This is a genomic window from Salipiger bermudensis, from assembly GCF_019801965.1.
Lineage (GTDB): Bacteria > Pseudomonadota > Alphaproteobacteria > Rhodobacterales > Rhodobacteraceae > Salipiger > Salipiger bermudensis_A.
The window spans coordinates 197164-218714 of the sequence record NZ_JAHVIA010000004.1; the positions used below are offsets into that span (position 1 = coordinate 197164).

General features: G+C 67.9%; 23 protein-coding genes. 12 read left to right on the top strand and 11 right to left on the bottom strand.

The window, feature by feature from the left end; all coding sequences use genetic code 11:
- Window positions 1-49 precede the first annotated feature (49 nt).
- Window positions 50-979 carry a glycine--tRNA ligase subunit alpha gene (locus KUV62_RS10375; RefSeq protein WP_222603624.1) on the bottom strand — a complete coding sequence of 310 codons (930 nt, stop codon included), beginning with the start codon at window positions 977-979 and terminating at the stop codon, window positions 50-52.
- A 176-nt stretch (window positions 980-1155) separates the two neighbouring features.
- On the opposite strand from KUV62_RS10375, the gene KUV62_RS10380 reads away from it, so the two are divergent.
- From KUV62_RS10380 to KUV62_RS10400, 5 genes are all read left to right on the top strand, one after another.
- A complete protein-coding gene (locus KUV62_RS10380; RefSeq protein WP_261395549.1) occupies window positions 1156-2901 on the top strand; it encodes a serine protease in 1746 nt (581 codons plus the stop codon).
- A gap of 86 nt (window positions 2902-2987) precedes the next feature.
- Window positions 2988-3338, top strand: a complete 351-nt coding sequence (locus KUV62_RS10385) for a CidA/LrgA family protein (protein ID WP_222603626.1) — start codon at window positions 2988-2990, stop codon at window positions 3336-3338.
- A complete protein-coding gene (locus tag KUV62_RS10390; RefSeq protein ID WP_222603627.1) occupies window positions 3331-4056 on the top strand; it encodes an LrgB family protein in 726 nt (241 codons plus the stop codon). Before KUV62_RS10385 ends, KUV62_RS10390 begins: the two co-directional genes overlap by 8 nt.
- A 96-nt stretch (window positions 4057-4152) precedes the next feature.
- Window positions 4153-5538, top strand: a complete 1386-nt coding sequence (locus tag KUV62_RS10395) for a GntP family permease (RefSeq protein WP_222603628.1) — start codon at window positions 4153-4155, stop codon at window positions 5536-5538.
- 160 nt (window positions 5539-5698) lie between these two features.
- Window positions 5699-5893 carry a hypothetical protein gene (locus KUV62_RS10400; RefSeq protein ID WP_222603629.1) on the top strand — a complete coding sequence of 65 codons (195 nt, stop codon included), beginning with the start codon at window positions 5699-5701 and terminating at the stop codon, window positions 5891-5893.
- 80 nt (window positions 5894-5973) lie between these two features.
- Here the strand turns inward: KUV62_RS10400 and ilvC are convergent, their stop codons facing one another.
- On the bottom strand, window positions 5974-6996 hold the full coding sequence (ilvC, locus tag KUV62_RS10405) for a ketol-acid reductoisomerase (protein ID WP_222603630.1): 1023 nt from the start codon (window positions 6994-6996) through the stop codon (window positions 5974-5976).
- A gap of 147 nt (window positions 6997-7143) precedes the next feature.
- Here ilvC and KUV62_RS10410 point away from each other — a divergent pair, with 147 nt between their 5' ends.
- The 3 genes from KUV62_RS10410 (at window position 7144) to KUV62_RS10420 (ending at window position 9318) form a co-directional block, all read left to right on the top strand.
- On the top strand, window positions 7144-7599 hold the full coding sequence (locus tag KUV62_RS10410) for an Lrp/AsnC family transcriptional regulator (protein ID WP_222603631.1): 456 nt from the start codon (window positions 7144-7146) through the stop codon (window positions 7597-7599).
- 5 nt (window positions 7600-7604) lie between these two features.
- Window positions 7605-8060 carry an Lrp/AsnC family transcriptional regulator gene (locus tag KUV62_RS10415; RefSeq protein WP_222603912.1) on the top strand — a complete coding sequence of 152 codons (456 nt, stop codon included), beginning with the start codon at window positions 7605-7607 and terminating at the stop codon, window positions 8058-8060.
- 133 nt (window positions 8061-8193) lie between these two features.
- Window positions 8194-9318: an aminotransferase class V-fold PLP-dependent enzyme gene (locus tag KUV62_RS10420; RefSeq protein WP_222603632.1), complete on the top strand. Its 1125-nt coding sequence runs from the start codon at window positions 8194-8196 to the stop codon at window positions 9316-9318.
- A gap of 236 nt (window positions 9319-9554) precedes the next feature.
- On the opposite strand, the gene KUV62_RS10425 is transcribed toward KUV62_RS10420, so the two are convergent.
- The 3 genes from KUV62_RS10425 to KUV62_RS10435 form a co-directional block, all read right to left on the bottom strand.
- A complete protein-coding gene (locus KUV62_RS10425) occupies window positions 9555-10748 on the bottom strand; it encodes a UbiH/UbiF family hydroxylase (protein WP_222603633.1) in 1194 nt (397 codons plus the stop codon).
- Window positions 10749-10804: 56 nt separating this feature from the next.
- Entirely contained in the window at window positions 10805-11023 is a 219-nt protein-coding gene (locus KUV62_RS10430; RefSeq protein ID WP_222603634.1) for a hypothetical protein, read from the bottom strand.
- Between the two features lie 138 nt (window positions 11024-11161).
- Window positions 11162-11806, bottom strand: a complete 645-nt coding sequence (locus KUV62_RS10435) for a pyrimidine 5'-nucleotidase (RefSeq protein WP_222603635.1) — start codon at window positions 11804-11806, stop codon at window positions 11162-11164.
- Window positions 11807-11905: 99 nt separating this feature from the next.
- Here KUV62_RS10435 and KUV62_RS10440 point away from each other — a divergent pair, with 99 nt between their 5' ends.
- Window positions 11906-12550 (top strand): GntR family transcriptional regulator, encoded by a 645-nt coding sequence (locus KUV62_RS10440; protein WP_222603636.1) that lies wholly within the window; start codon window positions 11906-11908, stop codon window positions 12548-12550.
- Here the strand turns inward: KUV62_RS10440 and KUV62_RS10445 are convergent.
- Entirely contained in the window at window positions 12535-14403 is a 1869-nt protein-coding gene (locus tag KUV62_RS10445; RefSeq protein ID WP_222603637.1) for a glycosyltransferase family 2 protein, read from the bottom strand. The genes KUV62_RS10440 and KUV62_RS10445 overlap by 16 nt on opposite strands.
- 93 nt (window positions 14404-14496) lie before the next feature.
- The gene (gene carA / locus KUV62_RS10450; RefSeq protein ID WP_222603638.1) at window positions 14497-15636 is read right to left on the bottom strand and encodes a glutamine-hydrolyzing carbamoyl-phosphate synthase small subunit; all 1140 of its coding nucleotides are present in this window, start codon (window positions 15634-15636) and stop codon (window positions 14497-14499) included.
- A 196-nt stretch (window positions 15637-15832) separates the two neighbouring features.
- Here carA and KUV62_RS10455 point away from each other — a divergent pair, with 196 nt between their 5' ends.
- Entirely contained in the window at window positions 15833-16300 is a 468-nt protein-coding gene (locus KUV62_RS10455) for a GatB/YqeY domain-containing protein (RefSeq protein ID WP_222603639.1), read from the top strand.
- A gap of 12 nt (window positions 16301-16312) precedes the next feature.
- Here the strand turns inward: KUV62_RS10455 and KUV62_RS10460 are convergent, their stop codons facing one another.
- From KUV62_RS10460 to ctaD, 4 genes are all read right to left on the bottom strand, one after another.
- Window positions 16313-17209, bottom strand: a complete 897-nt coding sequence (locus KUV62_RS10460; RefSeq protein WP_222603640.1) for a hypothetical protein — start codon at window positions 17207-17209, stop codon at window positions 16313-16315.
- Window positions 17210-17237: 28 nt separating this feature from the next.
- Window positions 17238-17735, bottom strand: a complete 498-nt coding sequence (locus KUV62_RS10465; RefSeq protein ID WP_222603641.1) for a DUF2244 domain-containing protein — start codon at window positions 17733-17735, stop codon at window positions 17238-17240.
- Window positions 17736-17818: 83 nt separating this feature from the next.
- A complete protein-coding gene (locus tag KUV62_RS10470; RefSeq protein WP_222603642.1) occupies window positions 17819-18568 on the bottom strand; it encodes a metallophosphoesterase family protein in 750 nt (249 codons plus the stop codon).
- A 128-nt stretch (window positions 18569-18696) separates the two neighbouring features.
- On the bottom strand, window positions 18697-20370 hold the full coding sequence (gene ctaD / locus KUV62_RS10475; protein WP_222603643.1) for a cytochrome c oxidase subunit I: 1674 nt from the start codon (window positions 20368-20370) through the stop codon (window positions 18697-18699).
- A 243-nt stretch (window positions 20371-20613) separates the two neighbouring features.
- Between ctaD and KUV62_RS10480 the strand changes: the two genes are divergently transcribed.
- Both KUV62_RS10480 and KUV62_RS10485 read left to right on the top strand, forming a co-directional pair.
- Window positions 20614-20928, top strand: a complete 315-nt coding sequence (locus KUV62_RS10480; protein WP_222603644.1) for a DUF1127 domain-containing protein — start codon at window positions 20614-20616, stop codon at window positions 20926-20928.
- A gap of 157 nt (window positions 20929-21085) precedes the next feature.
- Window positions 21086-21547, top strand: coding sequence for a GNAT family N-acetyltransferase (locus tag KUV62_RS10485; RefSeq protein WP_222603645.1), 462 nt, complete (start codon window positions 21086-21088; stop codon window positions 21545-21547).
- The last annotated feature ends 4 nt before the right edge of the window (window positions 21548-21551 follow it).

Consider the following 21551-nt stretch of genomic DNA (forward strand, 5'->3'; position numbering starts at 1 on the left):
GCTCCGGTCGGGGTCTGTCTCAGTCTGTCTGGCTGTCAGCCTGCGCGGCTCACGCGGCGTAGCCGCCGGCCTCGGTCATCACGAAGGCGTCGGCGCAGCGCTTGGCCAGCGCCCGCACCCGGCCGATATAGGCCTGCCGCTCGGTGACCGAGATCACGCCCCGCGCGTCGAGCAGGTTGAACAGGTGGCTGGCCTTGATGCACTGGTCATAGGCCGGGTGGGCCATGACGATGCGCTTGCCGGTCTTGGGATCCTCGGCCTCGGCCTCGAGGATGCGCTGGCACTCGGCCTCGGCGTCCTCGAAATGCTTGAGCAGGATCTCGGTGTCGGCGACGTCGAAGTTCCAGCGCGAGTATTCCTCCTCGGTCTGGCGGAACACGTCGCCATAGAGCAGCGGCTGCGGCGATTGAGGATCGTTGAACGGCATCTCCATGACGTGGTCGATGCCCAGAACATACATCGCGAGGCGCTCGAGCCCGTAGGTCAGCTCGCCCGAGACCGGCGTGCAGTCATGCCCGCCGACCTGCTGGAAATAGGTGAATTGCGAGACTTCCATGCCGTCGCACCAGACCTCCCAGCCAAGCCCCCAGGCGCCCAGCGTCGGGCTTTCCCAGTCGTCCTCGACGAAACGCACGTCATGCATCGACATGTCGATGCCGATGGCCTCGAGCGAGCCGAGATAGAGATCCTGCAGGTCCGGCGGCGACGGTTTGATCAGCACCTGGAACTGGTAGTAATGCTGCAGCCGGTTCGGGTTCTCGCCGTATCGCCCGTCGGTCGGGCGGCGCGAGGGCTGGACATAGGCCGCCGCCCAGGGCTTGGAGCCGAGCGCGCGCAGGGTGGTCGCCGGGTGGAAGGTGCCGGCGCCGACCTCCATGTCGTAGGGCTGCAGCACGGCACAGCCCTTGGCGGCCCAATAGGTCTGCAGTCGCAGGATGATCTCCTGGAAGCTCCGCGGTTTGCTGCTGGTGTCGGTCATCGCATCGGCCCTGTCTGAGAGTTGCCGTCTGATTATGCGCCACAGGCGCAAGGGTCAATTGCGGGGCTGACCATATTTTGAGGTGACGGCCCGACCCGCTCTGGTAAACACGGGGACAGAGCAAAATAAGATTTCCGACGCAAGGGACAGATACAGGGATGTTGAGGTCAATACTGATGGCGGGCGCGGCAAGCGTTCTGGTCGCGCAGGCTGCCATCGCGCAGGAGCGGGTGTTTATCCAGATCGAGGCCCAGCCCAGTCTGGCGCAGGCCGAGGCGGCGCTGCGCGGCTACGCGAACCGCCTCGACAACGTCAACGGCTTCTCGCTGGGCGGCGGCTGGTATGGCATCGCGCTCGGCCCCTACAGCCCAGACGATGCCGGACAGCTGCTGCGCAACCTGCGTGCCAATGGGCTGATCCCGCGTGACAGCTACCTCGCCGCAACCTCGGAATACCGCGATCAGTTCTGGCCGGTGGGGGCGGGGCTCGCCACCGACGCGCCGGTGCTGCCCGCGCCGCAGCCCGAGCCGGAGGCCGAGGCGGCGCCCGCCGATACCCCGGTGGTCGAGGCCGCACCCGAGCCCGAGCCGCAGCCGGTGATCGACGAGACCCCGCGCGAGGCCCGGGCCAGCGAGGCGCTGCTCAACCGCGCGCAGCGCGAGCAGTTGCAGATCGCCCTGCGCTGGGCCGGGGTCTATGACGCCGGTATCGACGGCGCCTTCGGACGTGGCACCCGCAACGCCATGGCGGCGTGGCAATCGCAGAACGGCTACGAGGTCACCGGCATCCTGACCACCGCGCAGCGCGCCGCGCTGATGGGCCAGTACAACGCCGTGCTCGACGGGCTCGACATGCGCATGGTGCGCGACGAGCGCGCCGGCATCCGCATCGAGATGCCGACCGGCGTGGTCGGCTTCGACCGCTACGAAGCGCCCTTCGCCCTCTACGAGCCGACCGGCGATCTTCAGGCCCGCGTGCTGCTGATCAGCCAGCCCGGCGACCGCCAGAGCATGGGCGGGCTCTACGAGATCATGCAGACGCTCGAGATCGTGCCGCTCGAGGGCGCGCGCGAGCGCAGCCGCGACGGCTTCACCCTGACCGGCGCCAACAGCCGCATCGTCAGCCACACCGAGGTGAGCCTGCGCGACGGCCACATCAAGGGCTTCACCCTGATCTGGCCCGCCGGCGACGAAGAGCGCCGCGAGCGGGTGCTCGGCGTGATGCAGTCGAGCTTCGCCAGAACCGATGCGGTGCTCGATCCGGCCGAGGTCAGCGATGCGGGGCAGTCGGTCGATCTGGTCTCCGGTCTCGAGATCCGCAAGCCCATCGCCACGGTCTCGGGCTTCTTCATCGATGCCGGCGGCGCGGTGGTGACCTCGGCCGAGGCGGTCGCCTCCTGCGGCCGCATCACCCTCGACGATGTCTACGAGGCCACGGTGGTGGCGCGCGACAGCACGCTTGGCGTCGCCGCGCTGCGCCCGGAGACGGCGCTGGCGCCACGCTCGGTGGCGATCTTCCGGCAGGACACGCCGCGGCTCAATTCCGAGGTCGCGGTGGCCGGCTACCCGTTTGGCGGCGTGCTGAGCGCGCCCACGCTGACCTTCGGTGCGCTTGAGGACCTGCGCGGCCTCGGCGGCGAGGAAGAGCTGCAACGGCTGGCACTGGCGGCCCAGCCCGGTGACGCCGGCGGCCCGGTGATCGATGCCGGTGGCGCGGTGCTGGGGATGCTGCTGCCGAAACCGCGAAACGGCCAGTCGCTGCCCGGCGACGTTGCCTTCGCTGCCGATGCCGCGGCGCTTCAGGCCTTCCTGACCGGCGCCGGTCTGCGCAGCGCCGCGACGCAGGGCGAGGGCGCGATGGCGCCCGAGGATCTAACCTCCGCCGCCGGGGCAATGACCGTCAAGGTCAGCTGCTGGGAGTGATCCCGGCGACTGCCAACGCATAACCGCTTGATCCGGCCCGCCCTTGCGCGGTTATCCTTCGGGGGAGAGTTCCCCCGGAGGTGCAAATGCTTGGCTATCTCACCCTGATTTTCACCTGCCAGCTCGCCGGCGAGCTGCTGGTCGGCACGCTGGCCATGCCGGTGCCCGGGCCAGTCGTCGGCATGGTGCTGCTGTTGCTCTACCTCGCGCTGCGCCGCTCGGTGCCCGAGGGGCTGGGGCAGGCGGCGGGCGGGCTACAGCGGGCCATGTCGCTGCTCTTCGTGCCGGCAGGCGCTGGGGTGATGCTGCATTTCCACCTGCTGGCCGAGGCCGCGCTGCCGCTGGGACTGGGCCTGCTCGTGAGCACCGTCGCCACCATCGCGATCACCGGCCTGCTGATGAGCTGGCTCGGACGCGGGGCGCGCGACGATGGATAACCTCGAGAATCTCGCTGAGACCTGGGTCTATCTCAGCGCCTCGCCGCTGTTTCACCTGACCCTGACACTGGTCGCCTTTCAGGGCGCCTCGTGGCTCTTCGAGAAGGGCGGGCGCAATCCGCTGCTGAACCCGGTGCTTGGGGCGGTGATCGTAGTGGTGGCGGTGCTGGTCGCCACGGGCACCGATTACGCCACCTATTTCGAGGGCGCGCAGTTCGTGCATTTCCTGCTTGGTCCCGCCACCGTTTCGCTCGCCGTGCCGCTCTACCGGCAGTGGGCCTTGGTGCGGCGCTCGGCGCTGGCGATCACCGTCAGCCTGCTCTGCGGCTCGCTGACCGCGATCCTGACCGCGGTGGGCGTGGCGGGGCTGGCGGGCGGCGGCGGCGAGGTGCTGGCCTCGATCGCGCCCAAGTCGGTGACCGCGCCGGTCGCAATGGCCATTGCCGAGGAGCTCGGCGGCGTGCCGTCGCTGACGGCGGTGCTGGTAATCGTGACCGGGATCCTCGGCGCCATGCTCGGCCCGATGGTGCTGACCTTCGCCGGGGTCAGGGACTGGAGCGCCCGCGGCCTCGCCATGGGCACCGCCAGCCACGGCATCGGCACCGCCCGTGCGCTGCAGGTCAACGAGACCGCCGGCGCCTTCGCGGGGCTGGCGATGGGGCTCAACGCGCTCGCTACGGCGCTGTTGCTGCCGATCCTCTGGGGGCTGCTTTTCTGACGCGAAGTCAGGGGAATGAAGTTTGCGTGACGGCACTGGTCCTCCCCATTTTCGCGGGCTAGGTCCCCTCCTGATACAACTGGAGGGGAATCGGACATGGGTCTTTTCGGAATCATCCTGTCACTTGGGCTGCTGATGTATCTCGCCTATCGCGGGATCAACGTGCTGATCCTCGCGCCGCTTCTGTCGGCGCTTGCGGTGCTGATGTCGGGCGGCCTGCCGGTGCTGGCGACCTACACGCAGGTCTTCATGGAAAGCCTCGGCGGCTACGTCATCACCTATTTCCCGCTGTTCCTGCTGGGCGCGATCTTCGGCAAGGTGATGGCCGATGGCGGCGCCGCGCGCACCATCGCGGAGCGCATCGTCGACTGGGTCGGGCCGGGGCAGGCGATCCTCGCAGTGGTGCTGGCCTGCGGCGTGCTGACCTTCGGCGGCGTCTCGCTCTTCGTGGTCGCCTTCGCGATCTATCCCATCGCCAACGCGCTGTTCCGCCGCGCCGACGTGCCCAAGCGGTTGCTGCCAGCGGCCATCGCGCTGGGCTCCTTCACCTTCACCATGACCGCCTTCCCGGGCACCCCGGCGATCCAGAACGCCATCCCGATCCCGTTTTTCGGCACCAACGTCTTCGCCGCGCCGCTCTTCGGCACGCTGGCGGGGGTCATCATGCTGGGCGGCGGCACGCTCTGGCTCAACCGCCGCCGCGCCAGCGCGCAGGGCCGCGGCGAGGGCTATGGCGAGCATGACAGCACCGGCGCCGACAGCACGCTGCCCGCCGACGTGCAACTGCCGAACTTCGCCGTGGCCATCGCTCCGGTGGTGGCGGTGATCGGGCTCAACGCGCTCTTCACCTATGTGCTGATCCCGATGATGTCGGCCGATTATCTTGCCGAGCCGCAATACGGCGAGACGTCGCTGAGCTCTGTCGCGGGCATCTGGGCGATCATCGTGTCGCTGACCTTGTCGATCCTGCTCGCCATCGGGCTCAACTGGAGCCGTTTCAAGGACGTGCTCGAGACCGTCAACACCGGCACGATGGGTTCGCTGCTGCCGGTCTTCAACACCGCGTCCGAGGTTGGCTACGGCGCTGTGATCGCCTCTCTGCCGGCCTTCGGCATCATCCGCGACGCGGTGCTGGGGCTGTTCCCGAACAACCCGGTGGCCTCGCTGGCGGTGGCGGTGAACGTTCTTGCGGGCATCACCGGCTCGGCCTCGGGCGGCATGTCGATCGCGCTCAATGCGCTCGGCGAGCAGTTTGCCGAGATGGGGCAGGCGCAGGGCGTGAGCATGGAGCTGATGCACCGGGTCACCGCGCTGAGCTCGGGCGGCTTCGACGCGCTGCCGCATAACGGCGCGGTCATCACGCTGCTGGCGATCACCGGGCTGACCCACAAGAAGAGCTATGGCGACATCTTTATGGTCGCGGTGGCAATCCCGGTGCTGGCGACGATCACGGTGATCGTGCTGGGCTCGCTGGGGCTCTGAGACGCGAAACTGCCGCTTTCTTGGGCAGTCTGCCCGGGTTCTGGCGGAAAAGGCGGAGGGGTCATGCTGCATTGCAGCATGACCCCTCTCCATTCATTCGATCTTCGGGTAGGGTGAGAGCGGGAGGACCGGACCAACACGCATTGAAGGACCTCTCCCCATGTGCCTGACCGCCGAAGCGCTCTTCCTCTTTCTCTCTGTCCTGCCGCCCGAGATCGTCGAGGTCTCAGACACCCGCATCACCGTCGCCGCCGAAACCCGCGAAGCGGTGTGGCTGGCGAAGGAGGATGAGTGGTGTACCTCCGCGCCGCAGATCGATGCCGCGATCCGGCTCAAGAAGGGCGAGGCGCTCTGAGACCCCTTGAGACGCAAAAGCCCGCGCCGGTGAGGGCGCGGGCCTGATCCGGCCCGAGGGCCGGAGGGGTCAAGGGGCGATCAGTTCTTCGCCTTGTCGACCATCTTGCCGGCGGAGATCCACGGCATCATGTCGCGCAGCTTTTCACCGACCTGCTCGATCTGGTGCTCGTCATTGGCGCGGCGCGAGGCCTTCAGGGTCGGCTGGCCAACGGCGTTCTCGAGCATGAAGTCACGCACGAACTTGCCCTGCTGGATGTCGGTCAGAACCGCCTTCATGCGCTGCTTGGTCTCCTCGTAGGGGAGGATGCGCGGGCCGGTGACGTACTGGCCATACTCGGCGGTGTTGGAGATCGAGTAATCCATGGTGGCGATGCCGCCTTCATAGATCAGGTCGACGATCAGCTTCACCTCGTGGAGGCACTCGAAATAGGCCATCTCGGGGGCGTAGCCGGCTTCCACCAGGGTCTCGAAGCCGCAGCGGATCAGCTCGACGAGGCCACCGCAGAGCACGACCTGCTCGCCGAAGAGGTCAGTTTCGCACTCTTCGCGGAAGTTGGTCTCGATGATGCCCGAGCGGCCGCCGCCGATGGCAGAGCAGTAGGACAGGCCGATCTCGAGCGCCTTGCCGGTGGCGTCCTGGTCGACGGCCACGAGGCAGGGCACGCCGCCGCCCTTGACGTATTCGCCGCGCACGGTGTGGCCCGGGCCCTTCGGTGCCATCATGATGACGTCGACGCCGGGCTTCGGCTCGATCAGGCCGAAATGCACGTTCAGGCCGTGGGCGAAGGCGATCGCCGCGCCGTCCTTGAGGTTGTCATGCACGTACTTCTTGTAGGTCTCGGCCTGAAGTTCATCGGGCATGGTGAACATGATCAGGTCGCACCAGGCCGCCGCTTCGGCGATGCCCATGACCTGCAGGCCTTCGCCTTCGGCCTTCTTGGCCGAGGGGGAGCCTTCGCGCAGGGCGACGACGACGTTCTTGGCGCCGCTGTCGCGCAGATTCAGCGCGTGCGCGTGGCCCTGGCTGCCATAGCCGAGGATCGCCACTTTCATGTCCTTGATCAGGTTGATGTCGCAATCGCGGTCGTAATAAACGCGCATGGTCTCGTCCTTCCTAGGTGATCTTGTTTTTGATCTCGTTGTGGCGGGCAATCTAGCGGGCTGCGGACGATGGTGCTTGCGTAGTTCTTGAATTTTCCGCCTGATGGTGAAAAATCATTCTCGCATTTCTGATCTGGCGGTGAATTCATGCTCGACGATACCGACCGGCGTATCCTGCGCCAATATCAGGCCGCGCCCGAGATCGCCTCGACCGAGCTGGCCGAGCGCGCCGGCGTCACGCCCTCGACGCTGGCGCGTCGGCTCGCCGCGATGCGCGAGGGCGGCGTGCTGCGCGGGGTGCGTGGCGTGGTGCATTGGCCGGCGCTGGGCTATGACATCGAGGTGATGCTGCGGGTGACACTGGAGAAGACCCACCCGCGCGCCTTCGACGAGTTTCTCGCCGGCGCCCGCGAGGTGTCCGAGGTGACCGAGATCCAGACCTTCCTCGGCTCGGTCGACATCCGGCTCGTGGTGATCGCCCGCGATCTGGCGCATTACCAGGCGCTCTACCGCGAGAAGCTGCTTACCCTGCCGCATATCGCCGATATCGAGGGTCTGATGCATGTCTCGCTGGTGAAATCCGACGAAACGGTGCCGCTGTGAGCGCGCTGGAGGATCTCGACGAGATCGACCGCGCCCTGATCCGGTCGTTGGCCGAGGATGCCAATGCCAGCGCCGGGGCGCTCGGGCGCCGGCTCGGCCTATCGCAGCCGGCCTGCTGGCGCCGCATCCAGCGGCTGCGGGCGGCGGGAGTGTTTCGCGGCGCGCGACTCGATCTCGATCTCGAGCGGCTGGGCTTCGGGGTGACGGTGTTCCTCGGCATCAAGCTGGCCACGAAGGGCCGGGTGAGCCTCGAGGATTTCGAGCGCGCGGTGCGGGCGATCCCGGAGGTACAGGTGGTCGACCACGTGCTCGGCGCCTTCGATTACCGCCTGCGGGTGGTGGCGCGCGACCTGCCGGATTTCGAGCGGGTGCTGCGGCGGCGCATCATGACGCTGCCGGGCGTCGGCAACGTCGAGGCCAACGTGATGCTGAGCGAGGAGCGCCGCCCCGGTCCGGTCTGAACGCTCCGAACGGTGGGACGGCGCTCGCCTGCGGCAGTCGCCCCGCCCGCCGTCCCATGAATGCCGCCCTTCGGAGGCGTTGCGTTTGGCGCTCTATGGGGTATCGAGAGGGTCAAACAGACAGGAGCTTGCCATGCCGCTGCGCGATGATGTCGATCCCAACGGGCTCGAGGAATTCTCGGTCGTCTTCACCGACCGCTCGCTGAACCACATGTCCGCCGATTTCCAGCAGGTGATGCGCGACATCTCCTCGATGCTGCGCGAGGTCTACGGCGCCGAGGGTGTCGCGCTTGTCCCCGGGGGCGGCACCTTCGGCATGGAGGCGGTGGCGCGGCAGTTCGGCCAGGGCGCGAAGGCGCTGGTGGTGCGCAACGGCTGGTTCTCGTTCCGCTGGTCGCAGATCTTCGACGCCGGGGCTTTTGGCGGCGAGGTCACGGTGATGAAGGCGCGCCAGACCGGCAACGAGCCGGTGGCCCCCTTCGCGCCGGCGCCGATCGAGGAGGTGGTCGAGGCGATCCGCCGCGAGGCGCCGCAGATCGTCTTCGCCCCGCACGTGGAGACCAGCGCCGGCATCATCCTGCCCGATGATTACATCCAGGCGCTGGCCGAGGCCGCGCACGACGTTGGCGCGCTGATGGTGCTCGACTGCATCGCCTCGGGCTGCATCTGGGTCGACATGGCGGCGACCGGCGTCGACGTGCTGATCTCGGCGCCACAGAAGGGCTGGTCGGCGACGCCCTGCGCCGGGCTGGTGATGCTGTCGCAGCGGGCGCTCGAGCGGATGGAGGAAACCGCCTCGAACTCCTTCGCCATGGACCTGAAGAAATGGCGCGAGATCATGGCGGCCTACGAGGCCGGAGGCCATGCCTACCACGCCACCATGCCGACGGACGGGCTGAAGATGTTCCGCGACGCGATGATCGAGACCCGCGACATGGGCTTCGATGCCGCGAAGGCTGCACAGTGGGAGCTGGGCAACAAGGTGCGCGCGCTGCTGGCGTCGCGCGGTATCGCCTCGGTCGCCGCGGAGGGCTACGGCGCTCCGGGCGTGGTCGTGAGCTACACCGACGATCCGGAGATCAAGACCGGCCGGGCCTTTGCCGAGAAGGGCACCCAGATCGCCGCCGGCGTGCCGCTGCAATGCGATGAGCCTGCCGGGTTCTCGACCTTCCGCCTCGGGCTCTTCGGGCTCGACAAACTGGCGGATGTCGATGGTACCGTGGCGCGGCTCGAGGCGGTGTTCGACCAGGTGATCTGAGCGAAGCTGTCGGAGAAGGGGGGGGGCGCTGCCCCCTCTTGGCGCTCTGCGCCAATTCACCCCCGAGGTATTTTGAAACCAGAGAAGACAGGAGCGCCGCGCCCCTGTCTTCTCTTCGTCAAAAATACTCCCGCCGGAGGCAGGCCGATGCTTGCCGCCTATGCGCGCTCGGGCAAGGGCGCGATCTTCCGGCGTGGGCGAGGACGCCCGTCAGGGCGGAGGAGCGGCGCCCCCGATCAGGTCTTGGTGCCCAGGCCCAGCTGCATCAGGGTGCGGCGCACCGGTGCGATGCCGTAGAGCGCATCGAGGGCTTTCGCGCGGGCGTCTCGCAGCGGTGGTGCGGAGAGCATCGAGGTGCGGTTGAGAAGCGTGATGCCGGCCACGCGCGCGCGGATGTCGACGATGCGCTGGCGGTGGTAGGTTTCGAGCATCTGGCGGTCGCCGAGCCGGTCGGGGGCGCGGATCGCCAGCTCGTTCAGCGCGCGCAGATCGTTCAGCGACATGTTGAGCCCCTGCGCGCCGATCGGCGGCACCACGTGGGCCGCCTCGGCGACCAGGGCCAGCCGCTCGCCGGACAGGCGCTCCGCGTGCTGGGCGATGATCGGCCAGAGCGTGCGCTGCGAGGCCAGCTTGAGCGGGCCGAGGATGTGACAGGAGCGCTCCGACATGGCCGCTTCGAGCGCCGGCGTGTCGAGCTTGAAGAGCGCTTCGGCCTTCGGCCCTTCCTCCATCCAGACCACCGCCGAGGAGGGCGCCCCATCCAGATCCGGCAGCGGCACGAGGGTGAAGGGGCCGCCGGTGCGGTGGATCTCGGTCGAAACATTGCCATGCGGGATCGGGTGCGTCACCGCGAAGGCCAGCGCCTTCTGGCCGAACCGCGTGGTCTTCACCCCGATCCCGGCGGCGCGGCGCATCGGCGAGTTGCGCCCGTCGGCGGCGATCACCAGCCGCACGGTGGCGTGGCTGCCATCCGACAGACCGACGCGCGCCGCGGCCTCGCGGGTGAAGAGCGTCGTGGTGCCGGTGCCGGGGCGGAAATCCACCCCCGGCATCTCGTGCAGATGGGCCGAGATCTCCCGCCGCAGCAGCCAGTTGGGCAGGTTCCAGCCGAACGGCCGCTCCGAGATGTCCTCGGCGTCGAAATCCCGCGTCACCCGCGGCTCGGGCCGCTCGCCGCCGGCATCGATGATGCGCATCACCTGCAGCGGCATGGCGTGGCCCTCGAGCCGCGCCCAGAGCCCGCACTGGTCGAGGAAATCCCGCGCCGGCTGCAGGAAGGCAGTGGTGCGCAGATCGGCGCCCGCGGCCTCGCGGTCGGTCACCGGCGGTGCTGGATCGACGCAGAGCACCGAGAACCCGGCGGAGCCGAAGGCGGCGGCCGCGGTCAGACCCGCGATGCCGCCGCCCGAGATGACAATGTCGTAATCCATGACCGCTCTCCTTTGCCTCTCTATCTAGGGCAGGCGCAGGCAAGAGGCCATGCCGCTCACTTGCCGACGGTGATCAGCAGGATCGCCGCGTAGCAGACCGGCACGCAGGCCAGGGCCGACATCGCGAGACCGGCGGCACCCCAGATCACCGTGGCGGTGATCACCAGCGCGAGAAACACCGCGACGCCTGCGAAGAGCTTGGCCTCGATGCTGATCCCGCCCGAGCGGGTCTGGCTGGCGGTGAGGGCGGTGTCGGCGGCGTTGGTCATGGTCATGCAGGGATCTCCCTGGAACGGTTGCGGCGCCGCCTGGGCGGCGGCTGGTTCGCAGCGGAGATAATGATGCAGGCCGCGCATATCATCTGTCAGAATTGCCGCAGGCACGAAATGTCGCAGCCGGCCGCGCGCGGGGGATCAGCGCAGTCCGCGCAGGAAGTCGGCGAGATCGTCCGTGTGGTGCTCGATATGCGCGCCCTCGCCGCGCTCGGGGGCGACATGCACCGTGCGCATCCCCATCGCATGCGGCGCGCTGAGATTGCGCGGGTCGTCCTCGAACATCGCGGCCCGCGTCGGATCGGTGCCGTCGAGCGCAAACACCGTGCGGAAGGCGCCTTCCTCGGGCTTGGGGCGATATCCCGCATGTTCGACCCCGTAGATCGCGTCGAAGGCCGCATCCAGACCGCGCGCCTGCAGCACCTGCGCCGCGTAGGGGGCGCTGCCGTTGGTGTAGACGATCTTGCGCCCGGGCAGGTCGGCGATCAGCTCGGCCAAGTGCGGATCCGGGCTGAGCGCGTCGAAGGTGATGTCGTGCACCTCCTCGAGATAGGCGTCGGGATCGATGTGATGCTCGGCCATCAGCCCCGCCAGCGTGGTGCCGTGCAGGTGCCAGTAGGTCTTGCGCAGGGCGTCGGCCTCGCCGTGGTCGGCGCCGGTGACGCGCATGACGAAATCGGTCATCTTGCGCTCGATCTGGTCGAAGAGCCGGGCGGCGGGCGGGTAGAGCGTATTGTCGAGGTCGAAGACCCAGTGACGCACGTGGGAGAAATGCTGTTTGACCATGCGCGCGACCCTAGTCGCGACGCGGCGCCGCGGCAATGGGCGCATTGATCCCGGTGGCGTGATGGCGCTATCGTCGCGGAACCGCCCGAGGAGACATGCATGAACCAGATCCGCACCCCCAACAAGGACGCCTACACGCTGATCCTCGAGGCCATCGATTCCGGCGTCTATCGGCCCGGCGACCGGCTCGTCGAGAGCGAGCTGGCAGAGCGGTTCGGGGTCTCGCGCACGCCGATCCGCGAGGCGCTGCAGCGGCTCGAGACGCAATCGCTGCTGGCCCGCGACGGGCGCTCGCTGATCGTCGCCTCGCTCGATCATAACCAGATGGCCGAGCTCTACGTGGTGCGCACCGAGCTCGAGGGGCTCGCGGCCCGGCTGGCGGCGCGCCATGCCACCGAGGAGGAGATCCAGGTGCTGCGCGACATGGTGGCCGAGGACCAGGCGCTGGTCGACGATCCCTCGGCCCTGGCCCGCGCCAACCGGCGCTTCCACCGCATGATCCACCTCGCATCGCACAATCGCTTCCTGGTGCAGCAGCTCGACCTGGTGCACCGCTCGATGGCGCTGATGGCAACGACCTCGCTGGCGGCACAGGGCCGGGGCGAGATCGCGCTCGGCGAACACCAGGCCATCGTCGACGCGATCTCGCGGCGCGACGAGGATGCCGCCTACCGGGCGCTGCGCGACCACATCTCGGTGGCCTTCGTGACCCGGCTCAAGCTCGACAGTCAGAAGATCGACTGACGCCCCGTTTCGCGGCCCTCGGCTGCGGGCAGATCCGCGCCGGGATGGTCGGGCGCCGAGTGCCCGTGCATGGTCTTTTCCCAGTGGAACGGCCGCGCGATCAGCTCGAAGAGCGCCTTGTAGATCGCCACCGTCGCCAGCGGAAAATAGAGAAACAGCGTCGGCACCCAGGGCAGCAGGCCAGCATGCGGGCTGCGCGCCACCGCGAAGACGCTGACCACCAGAGAGACCGCCTCGCTGGCGATCAGGCAGCCGAAGAGCAGGCGCAGCTGACCCGGGTCGAGCGCGGCGATCATCTCGGGCTGCCAGCCCGCCAGCAGCAGCCAGAAGGCCCAGAGCGCCGGGGCGAGCAGGAATTGCAGGATCGTCGTCAGGAACAGCACCTGCATGCCGAAGAACCGCCACGCACCGAGCGCGCGCAGCAATGCGAGCGGGCGGCGCGAATGCACCAGCCAAGTGATCATGTAGCCCTTGAGCCAGCGCGAGCGCTGCCGCACCCAGGGCCAGGGCCGGTTGTTGGCCTCTTCTCGGGTCACCACGGGCAGCAGCTCGGTGACATAGCCGAAGCGGGCGAGGCGGATGCCGAGATCCGCATCCTCGGTGACGTTATGCGCATCCCAGCCGCCGACCCGCTCAAGTGCCTCGCGGCGGAAGAACACGGTGGTGCCGCCGAGCGGGATGGCGAAGCCCAGCCGGGCGAGGCCGGGCAGCACGACGCGGAACCAGGTGGCGTATTCGATGCAGAAGCAGCGCGACAGCCAGTTGGCGCGCGGGTTGTAGAAATCGAGGATGCCCTGAAGGCAGCCGGTTTCCGGGGGCGCGCGGCAGAAATGGCCGACCACGTGCAGAAGCTGGTCGGGGGCGGGGGAATCCTCTGCATCATAGATCCCGATGATCTCGCCACGGGCGAAATTCAGGCCGTAATTCAACGCCCGCGGCTTGGTGGTGATGGGCCCTGTCGGCACCTCGATCACCCGCACCCACGGCGGCAGCCGGGTGGCGGCGAGCGCGGCGCGCGTGGTGTCGTCGCGGGCCTCGAGCAGCAGCAGCACCTCAAGCCGGTGGCGCGGATAGTCGAGCCGGGAGAGCCGCTCGATCAGCGCGCTCGCGATGCGCTCCTCGCGAAACAGCGGCACCAGCAGGGAGACCATCGGCCAGCGTTCGGGGCGCGGCGGTTCGGGCGGTGCGGGGCGGCGGCTGGCGAGCAGCGCGGCGAGCCGGGTGAGCTGCGCGAGGGCCAGCATGGCGATGGCGATCGCCGCGGCGCCGGCGAAGAACAGCGCCGGTGCGAGGGTGAGGGCGCAGAGCCCTGCGAGCGCGACCCCGCCGCCGATCAGCGCGCTGTGCAGGGTCAGGCGGTTGAGATCGCGGCAGCTGAGCTCGGGGCGCAGCCCGGTCTCGGCCCGGCGGACGAGGGCCTCGCCGTGGCGCGCCGCGATCTCGGCCTCGATATCCTCGAGCGTGGCCTGTGCCATGACCACCTCGCCGCAGCCGGCGGGCAGGGCGGCGCGCGCCGCCGCGAACCCCTCGGGCTGGGCGGCGGCGAGAAACAGCGTCTCGCCGACGCGCAGCCAGGGCAGGGCCGTGTGGCGCAGGCACAGATCGGCAGGCAGGAGCTCGGCAAGGGCGGGATCCGGCGGCCGGCTGGCCCGCTCGAAGCTGAGCGGCGGGCCACGCCAGACCGGCCCGGGGGCCTCGGCGAGCCGGCGCGCGCGGGACGTCGCATTGGCGAAGCGCCGCAGGTGATCCGCGACCGGATCGCTTGGCTCGCCGAGCGCAGGCGGCGCAGGCGGCGCAGAAGTCGAACCCGGCGCATGCCGGGACGAATGAAAGACCGGTTTGAGCTCTGGCATGGCCCCCTCCTGTGCCGAGACAGGAGGGTTGTCGGCCCGTTAAGGTAAAGCGCGAGTTAATTTCGGCGGGTCGCGCTGAAAATTTTGCCTCACTCACATTGCCTGAACGAAGCGCTCGAACAGGTAGAAGCTGTCTTGCGGGCCAGGGCTCGCCTCGGGGTGGTGCTGGACCGAGAAAACCGGACGGTCGCTCATGCGGATGCCGCAGTTGGAGCCGTCGAACAGCGAGACATGGGTCTCGACCACGCCCTGGGGCAGCGACTGGCCATCGACCGCGAAACCGTGGTTCATCGAGGTGATCTCGACCTTGCCGGTCTCGAGCTCCTTCACCGGGTGGTTGGCGCCGTGGTGGCCGTGGTTCATCTTGACGGTCTTGCCGCCAAGCGCCAGCGCCAGCATCTGGTGGCCGAGGCAGATGCCGAAGACCGGCAGCTCGGTATCGTCGAGGATGCCCTTGATCATCGGCACCGCATAGGCGCCGGTGGCCGCCGGGTCGCCGGGGCCGTTCGACAGGAACACGCCGTCGGGATTGTGCGCCAGCACCTCTTCCTTGGTGGCGGTGGCGGGCAGCACGGTGACGTCGCAGCCGGCGGAGGCGAGGCAGCGCAGGATGTTGCGCTTGGCGCCGTAATCGATGGCGACCACCTTCTTCTTCGGCGCGGTCTGCGGCGCGTAGCCCTCGGGCCAGGCCCACCGCATCTCGTCCCAGCGGTAGCTCTGGGCGCAAGTGACGCCCTTGGCGAGATCGACCCCGGTCAGGCCCGGGAAGGCGCGCGCAGCCTTGACCAGCGCCTCGACATCGAACTTGCCCTCGGGATCATGCGCCAGCGCCACGTGCGGCGCGCCGGATTGCCGGATGGCGCGGGTCAGGCGCCGCGTGTCGATGCCGCCGATGGCGATGCGCCCGCGCGAGGCCAGCCACTCGGAGAGCTCCTGCACCGCGCGCCAGTTGGAGCTCTGCGTCGGCATCCACTTGACCACCATGCCCGCGGCCACCGGATCCTGGGTCTCGTCATCCTCGGGATTGACGCCGACATTGCCGATATGCGGGAAGGTGAAGGTCACGATCTGGCCCGCGTAGGACGGGTCGGTCATGATCTCTTGGTAGCCGGTCATGGCGGTGTTGAAGCAGAGCTCGGCCTCGGTCTGGCCGGTGGCGCCGAACCCCTGTCCGTAGAACAGCGTGCCATCGGCGAGGGCGAGGCAGGCGGTAGGTTTGGCGATCGGCGGCATGGCGCGACTCCTTTTGGCAGCTGGCAGACGGCAAATTGCGCCTTAGGTAAGGTGCGCGGGACTTGGGGTCAAGTGCTATCCTGAAAACGGAATCTGTTTAAAATCAATGGCTTGTCGCGGGGTCGCGCAGAGTTGCGCCGCGCCGGGGCATTCGGTAGGTTGGGCTCTTGAAACGTCAACGGGGATTATCGTTTCCATGCAATTGCGAGAACGCATCTCGGCTGCGACCAAGCAGGCGATGAAGGACCGAGCGACCGACAGGTTGTCGACGCTGCGGCTGATCAACGCCACGTTCAAGGATCGCGACATCGCGGCACGGGGCGATGGCAACGAGACGGGGGTCGACGAGGCCGAATTGCTGGCGCTGCTGGTGAAGATGGTCAAGCAGCGCAAGGAAAGCGCGCGGACCTATGAAGAGGGCGGCCGGCTCGACCTTGCCGAACAGGAACTGGCCGAGGTCGAGGTGATCGAGGAATTCCTGCCAAAGCCTTTGAGCGACGAGGAAATCTCGCAGGCCGTCGACAGCGCCATGAGCGAGGTCGGCGCCAGCTCGATCCGCGACATGGGCCGGGTGATGGGGGTGCTCAAGGGGCGCTACCAGGGCCGGATGGACTTCGGCGCCGTGGGCCCGATGGTCAAGGATCGGCTCGCCGCGGCGGGCTGATCGGGGCGCGGCTCAGGGCTCCGGGAACTGCTCTCGGGCCGCCGCCCAGTCCTTTGGGTCGACGGGAAAGCGCTGCACGAAGCGGGTCTTGAAGCCGACCCGGCCGCGCCGCGCGCCGAAGTTTTCACCGTGATTGAGCACGTAGAGCACCGCCGGGCGGCGCAGGGCCGAGAGGCTGCGCCCGGCGAGTCGCGCCAGAAACGGGAACATGCGGTGCTCATGCGCCGTCATCTCGCGCAGGAAGGCGGCGCTCTCGGGCAGATCGGGATCGTGCAGCAGCGCGGTGCAGGAGCCGCAGAGCTTCCAGAACGGCTTACGCAGCGGCTTTGTCAGGCTACGCGGACCGGCCAGCGCCACATCGCCCGTCGCGTGATCCATGACATAGCCGCTCTCGACGAGGTAGCCGGCCTCCTGCCGCTCGAGCATCTCCGACACCGTGCCGTCGCGCAGCAGATCGTCGGCATCGAAGCTCATGACATAGGCGGCGCCGGTCTCGCGCGCGGCGAGGTCATCGCAGAGCGCCGCGAGCTTGCGCCACTTGTCGTTGCCGGGCGTGGGGTCGTCGAAGGGCAGCCAGCGCAGGCGCGGGTCGTCGGGCAGGGGCGGGCGCTCCTGGCAGCAGATCACCGCCTCCCACGCGCCGTCCTGCCGGCGGAAGCTATCGATGGTCGCCTGCAGCCGCTCGGTCACCGCCTGCCAGTCGCCCACGTGATGCGGGCCGACCAGCGGCACGAGGAAGATCACCTTCTCGGCCCGGGGCCTTGCCTTGCCGCGCGTCGCTGCGCGCAGCGCCAGCGCCGCCTGCTCGGAGGGCGCGGGCGAGAGCCGCGCGGCCAGCGAGGGCGCGAGCGCCGCGGCGGCGCGCAGGGCGTAGCGTTTGAGCTTGGGCGTGGCGGGGGCCTGGGCCATGGGAAATCCTTGCGGGGGCCGGGCGGCTTTAGGGGCGGGCGAGCACGCGCACCCGGTCGCTCAGCTCGGCGAAGAGGGTCTTGCGCTCGTCTTCGCTCAGAAACGCGCCGATCTCAACCTCCCGCCCGCTGCCTTGGAGCGTCACGTAATAGGGCACCGGGCCGCCGCGCTCGTGCATTGCGACCTTGACCCAGTAGGGGTTGCCCTCCCAGTCTTGGTCCGGGCCGCGCGGGTTGTGGCGCACGAGGCGCAGGGTCTCGTGGTCGATGGTGAGGATCTCGAGGATCTGCCGGTCGCGGTTGTTGCGCCGGATGGCGAGCCAGATGCCGCCCACCGCCAGCAGCATGAAGGGCAGCAGGCCCCAGAGCAGCACGGTGCCGATCAGCCCGAAGAACGGGATCAGCGCCAGCAGGAAGAAGCTCAGGATGAAGATCGAGAAGCCCTCGGCCGAGAGCGATTGGTGCGGCCAGAGATGCAGCTCTGCCCGGTCGGATGGTGCGTTTGTCTGTTCCCAGCGATACGGCATGACGGGCGAAATTTAGCACCTCCAACGCACCGGTCGACAAGAAAGATGCCGCAGCCCTGCAGCTTTGGCGGGGGAGGCGCGGTTCAGCCCGAGAGCCAGCCTGTCTCGAGCGCGCTCGCCCATTCGTCGCGGCCTCGGGCGCGGGCGAGCGCGGCCATGCGGCGGCTGTCATAGGGCACGTGGCGGTGGCTCACCTGCCAGTCCTCGCCCACGCGGGTCAGCACCGCGTAGCAGGCATCGGGCGTGCCGGTCTCGACGACATGCGGCACCGGGTGGATGTCATCGTAGCCGGGGCAGCCGACGCTGCCGGGGTTGACGATGAGCTGACCGTTCAGGCGCAGGGCGCGGGGCAGGTGGGTGTGGGCGCAGAGGATCAGCGGCCTGGTGACGCCGCCGAGTCGCGCTGCGATGGTTGCATGCGGGGCAGGGTGAACGAGGCCCTGCGGGCTGACCTCGTCGAGCCAGTAGGTGTGATCGTTGCCGGGGGTGGCGTGGCAGAGGAACGCGTCGCCCAGCTCCAGCACCATCGGCAGGCTGCGCAGCCAGCCCATCGCCTTCTCGGGCAGCTCGTCGCGGGCCACGCGGTCCGAGGCCATGAGCTCTTCGCGTGGGTGGTCGATCAGGTGACGGTCGTGGTTGCCGCGCACGGTGGGGAAGGCGCGGTCCTGCAGGATCTCCCAGGTCTCGGCGGCGGCGAGCGGGCCGCTGAACACGTCGCCCAGGTTGACCACCGTGCCGATGCCGAGCGCGTCGATGTCGGTCAGTACCGCGCGCAGGGCGTCGGCGTTTCCGTGAATGTCGGCAATGGCGGCGAAGCGGTTGGGTAGGGTCATGGGGCAAGTGCAGCCGGTTTTGCAGGTCCGCGCAAGGAGGCAGATCAAACCGAGGGGGGATGCCTGCAAAAGAAGAAGGCCCCGGGGCTATGCTCCGGGGCCTTCGATCATTTCGGAGTCAGCCTGGCTCAGTGAGCGTGCTGCTTGTCCCAGTCTTCGCGCTTCGGCAGTTGCTCGAAGGTGTGCTCCGGCGGCGGCGAGGGCAGGGTCCACTCGAGCGTGTCCGCGTATTCGTTCCAAGGGTTGCGCTCGGTGGCCGGTGCGCCCTTGCGGATCGTGTAGATCACGATGCCGAAGAACAGCAGGAACGAGGCGAAGGACAGGAGCGCACCCCAGCTCGACACGAAGTTCCAGGTGGCGAAGGCCTCCGGATAGTCGATGTAGCGGCGCGGCATGCCTTGGCGGCCCAGGAAGTGCTGCGGGAAGAAGGTCAGGTTCACGCCGATGAAGAACATCCAGAAGTGAAGCTTGCCCAGCGTCTCGGGGTACATCTTGCCGGTCATCTTCGGCAGGTAGAAATAGACCCCTGCGAAGATGGTGAAGGCCGCGCCCATCGACATGGTGTAGTGGAAGTGCGCCACGACATAGTAGGTGTCGTGATAGGCGCGGTCCACGCCGGCCTGGCTCAGCACGATGCCGGTCACGCCGCCGATGGTGAACAGGATCAGGAAGCCGAGGGCAAAGAGCATCGGCGTCTTGAACTCGATCGAGCCGCCCCACATCGTCGCGATCCACGAGAAGATCTTAACGCCGGTGGGCACCGCGATCACCATCGTGGCGAGCATGAAGTAGCTCTGCTGACGCAGCGACATGCCGACCGTGTACATGTGGTGCGCCCACACGACGAAGCCGAGCGCGCCGATCGCGATGATCGCCCAGACCATCGGCAGGTAGCCGAAGACCGGCTTGCGCGAGAAGGTGGCGATCACGTGGCTCGCGATGCCGAAGCCCGGCAGGATCACGATATACACTTCCGGGTGGCCGAAGAACCACAGGATGTGCTGGTAGAGGATCGGGTCACCGCCACCTGCGGGGTCGAAGAAGGTGGTGCCGAAGTTGCGATCGGTCAGCAGCATGGTGATGGCGCCGGCCAGGACGGGCAGGGCCAGCAGGATGAGCCACGCCGTGACGAAGATCGACCAGGCGAAGAGCGGCACCTTGAACAGGGTCATGCCTGGGGCACGCATGTTCAGGAAGGTGGTGATGATGTTGATCGCGCCGAGGATCGACGAGGCGCCCGAGACGTGCACCGCGAAGATCGCGAGGTCGGTCGACATGCCGGCTTCGGTGGTCGAGAGCGGCGGGTAGAGCACCCAGCCGATGCCCGAGCCGAGCTGGCCGTTGCCGCCGGGCGAGAACACCGAGCAGACCGCCAGCGTGGTGCCGGCCGCGTAGAGCCAGAACGACAGGTTGTTCATCCGCGGGAACGCCATGTCCGGCGCGCCGATCTGCAGCGGCATGAAATAGTTGCCGAAACCGCCGAAGAGCGCCGGGATCACCACGAAGAACATCATCAGGATGCCGTGGCCGGTGATCATCACGTTCCAGAGATGGCCGTTGGGCGTGCAGTTTTCGGTGGCGGTCGGAATCAGACGCGCCCCTTCCATGCACATGAATTGAACGCCCGGCTCCATGAGCTCGAGTCGCATGTATACGGTGAAGCACACCGAAATGAGGCCCACGATCGCCGAGGTGATCAGGTAGAGAATCCCGATATCCTTATGATTCGTCGACATGAACCAGCGGGTGAAGAACCCCCGGTTATCCTCATGTTCGTGGCCGTGAATGGCGGCGTCTGCCATTGTCTGCCTCCTGTTGGTCCGTCCCTGGCGGCTGCTTGAGAACCACAACCCACCTCTCTATCAAGTGTCTCTTTTAGAATGTCACTAAGGACGCGGCAATATTGCCGTTTGATCTGGATCAAACTTTATTGTCGCACCTCCCTTGCAGCGCGCGCAGCTCTTCCCATGAGCGCCGGTTGAGCGCATTTCGGCTCAACCCCGCTGTGATCGGCGCTTTCTGGCGCAACCGTTGGGCGTATGCGCGTGCTGCTTGACGCGTTGCTGCCGGCCACGTCAGGTTTTCCGGACCTGCCGGCATCGGTGTTCGGTGCTAGCGTCATGACATTGATACCAAGTTTTTTGTTTTCAGCGGAGAAGCCTTCAATGGCCTATTTCGAGCAGACGGTTTTCGAGACCCTGTGGCGCACGCTGATGCGCCGGCTGGCAGCGCCGGTCAGCAGCCGAAGGAAACAGGTTCTCGAGCAGCGCGCGACGCTGCGCAGGATGTCGGATGACGAGCTCCGGCAGATCGGTCTGACCCGTGACGATCTTCGCGACGAGATGTTCCGAACGCCCTGATCGGGGCTCCTCCCAGCCCGGAACCACCCGTGCCGGCAGTGCCGGACGGGTGCGCGCGCCTGCCGGTGTTGTTCCCCACCGAGACAGGCTAGCCTGACCGGAGCGGCGCTTTTCCCCTGACGCGCCGCTCCGGTCTCTTTGCACAAGGAACTCTGCCATGACCGAGACGCCCCCGCGCATCACGCAAGCGGTGCCGCCCGATCTTGCCGAGGTCGAGGCGATCGTCGAGGCCGCCTACCGGCCCTACGTGGCGCGCATGGGCATGCTGCCCGGCCCGATGCGCGACGATTACGCCGCCCATATTGCCGCGGGGCAGTTGCGGCTGTTGCGCGATGCCGAGGGGGTGGCGGGGCTTCTGGTGCTGATCCCGGAGGAAGGGCACATGCTGCTCGACAACGTGGCCATCGCGCCGCGGGCGCAAGGCCGGGGCTACGGGCGGCGGCTGCTCGAGTTCGCGGAGGACGAGGCGCAGCGGCAGGGATTCGCGGTGATCCGCCTCTACACCCATGTCAGCATGACCGAGAACATCGCGATCTACGGCAGGCGCGGTTATGTCGAGACCCATCGCGCCGAGGTCGCGGGGCTGCACCGGGTCTACATGGAGAAGCGCCTGGGCTGAGCGC